Annotated in this window: 2 protein-coding genes; both read right to left on the bottom strand. The window is 57.4% G+C overall.

Going from position 1 to position 2,554, the window contains the following annotated elements; all coding sequences use genetic code 11:
- A partial coding sequence (locus CXQ94_RS22565) for a hypothetical protein (RefSeq protein WP_219817009.1) occupies positions 1-1,038 on the bottom strand: 1,038 nt, incomplete at its 3' end.
- A 638-nt stretch (positions 1,039-1,676) separates the two neighbouring features.
- On the bottom strand, positions 1,677-2,554 hold an 878-nt coding region (locus CXQ94_RS22560), incomplete at its 5' end, for a VaFE repeat-containing surface-anchored protein (protein ID WP_181034136.1).

Here is a 2,554-nt window from a genome sequence, read left to right as displayed (position 1 = left end):
GTCATTACCCAACACCGGAACCTTCACAGCAGAACCCTGAACATTATTCAACGACTCATCCGCCACAGCACCCGGAAGTGCGTAAGGAGTCGGGGTGAAGCTGCATTTGACGTTTTGCACGCCAGCGGGAATGGTGAATGCTCCTGATGCGCCGGGGCCGGAGGCAATGACTGCTCCTGTGGCCGGATCGACGCACTTCCATGAAGTCTCATAGAGGGCAGGATTGGTAGTCCCGGCAGGGGTTTGTTCGACGGTGTAAGTCTCACCAGGAAGAATGAGCAACGGACCCACAGCCTCCGAAACATCATTGCCGGTCGTCGTGCCTGTGTTGCCGGTACTGATACCACCTCCGCCGATGGTGACCGTGAACTGGTCGGTGTCATTGACTCGTCCACCGGGTAGGTCCACCTGAACGGAGCCGGTGAAAGGCAGTGATCGAGAGCCGAGGTCGGTGATGTCTACGTCAAGAGTTCTTCTCTCAAGGACTTGGCCCGTGACCGGGTTGACCCTCAGGAAGCCGTTGGCTCCGCCGCCGGCGACATAGAGGAAACCGTCCTTGGCAAAGGCCATGGAGTTCAGTGCTACACCGGTAGCAAACTGGGGCCCGACTTTGACAGCTGTTCCTCCACCCGGGGTGAGTTGAGCGGCGTCCACACGGTAGATCTGACCTGCCGCGGCGCTGCTGGCAACGAAGTACATGTTCCCGAGGCTGTCGAACGCGAGGTCACCATTGCCACCCGGAGGGGCGTCCGCTATGACGGGGATTGTTGTCGTTGCAAGCGTGTTCGTTGCTGGGTCGAATGTTTTGAATACGAAATTATTGCCTCCTCCGGGAACTTGCCCGCCGAAGTAGAAGACGCCGTTGGTGGGATTAACTCCACCCATCGTGTTGGGAACAGTGGGGGTGGTCCTGGCTGTGGTCTCCCAGGTCTCCGTCGACGCCGTGTACTCAAAGACGCTCGTCCCGTTGGTCAGCAGGAGCTTGTTACCGTCTTTGGTGAGGCCAATTTGGTTTAGCCCTGTCGCTCCACCTGGCACTGTCAAAACAAGTGAAGTCGTGCCCGTGGCGGGGTCAACCGAGACGATGTTGGAGGTATCCCTCTAAGTGGCGTACATCCCTGTGTCTGGGAAAGCATCAGCTGCAAAAGCAGGCTGCGGGATAGTGATTGAGGCGCCGATGACCAGCGCAGCGGTCAACACTGCACCCCCGGCTTTTTTCAGATAGCTGCCGCCGACAGCCTGTTTCGATGGTCGCAAAACTTACTTCTCCTTGAGCAGGCAGATGCCCACATAGTATTTTTTGGGTTTGGTTTCTGCGTATCCAGCGCAGGCTACAAAGCAAGGCACAAAAACCTCGCACGAGCCTCCTCCGGCATGACTCGACTCTTGAATTTCTCGGAGACGGTCCTTGACGCGATGGTGGAAATCTATGGAATTGGGTGGCCGGAGACGTCTATTCTCAACGGGTCGCAAGATCCATCGTTCGACTTAAGGCAATGGATGCTGGCCTCACTGTCGCCTAGAAGAACTAAGCCTCGAGTCATCAAAAACGGAGCAGTCTCTCTTGGTTTCTGCGACAGACCATTGGTCACATGAGTGGCGGACCTCAGACCCTGTACCTCCGGGGCCGCCACTCGGGATGGCTAGCGAATCTGTCCTCTAGGCCGTCTCGCAGACTAGAGCTCGCGACGTGTTCGTGGTGCCAGTCGTACCGCGACGCCAAGAAGGAGCAGCAGGCTGGCCATACCGATAACGTAGCTTGGGATCGTCCCGCCGGTTACCGCCAGCATTTCGTGTTTCGACTCGATCGGGGTAGCGGCGGGGGCCTTCTCTAGCGTGACTGTCTGGGCTGCGTCGTTGATGTCCATGTGAACAGCAAGCGGTTCGCCGGTGGTTTCGGTGCCGTCAAAGAGTTTCTCGTAGGCGACCAAAACCGCTCCGGCGTATCCTTCGGGAATGGTGAACGCTACGGCAGTTGATCCGTTGGCCTCTGTTGGTGTGAAGGTCGTGCTGCCAGTGATCCCCGTAGCGGTGCCATCAGCTTTGTTCATAAGCTCACCGGATACCGTGTACTTACCACCTGGTACCAGGTTCTGATAGGCGATGGTATCGATCACGGTACCCCCATTCCAGCTCAGGACCCGGTCACCATCGGCAGAATCAACCAGGGACGTACTAATAACCGGCTTCGACACGGCCGGGGCCTTCTCTAGCGTGACTGTCTGGGCTGCGTCGTTGATGTCCATGTGAACAGCAAGCGGTTCGCCGGTGGTTTCGGTGCCGTCAAAGAGTTTCTCGTAGGCGACCAAAACCGCTCCGGCGTATCCTTCGGGAATGGTGAACGCTACGGCAGTTGATCCGTTGGCCTCTGTTGGTGTGAAGGTCGTGCTGCCAGTGATCCCCGTAGCGGTGCCATCAGCTTTGTTCATAAGCTCACCGGATACCGTGTACTTACCACCTGGTACCAGGTTCTGATAGGCGATGGTATCGATCACGGTACCCCCATTCCAGCTCAGGACCCGGTCACCATCGGCAGAATCAACCAGGGACGTAC

The sequence above is a fragment of the Arthrobacter sp. GMC3 genome (assembly GCF_002929305.1).
In the GTDB taxonomy this organism is placed as follows: domain Bacteria; phylum Actinomycetota; class Actinomycetes; order Actinomycetales; family Micrococcaceae; genus Specibacter.
Note: the sequence above shows the minus strand (reverse complement) of the source record. Positions and strands in the feature narration are given on the sequence as shown.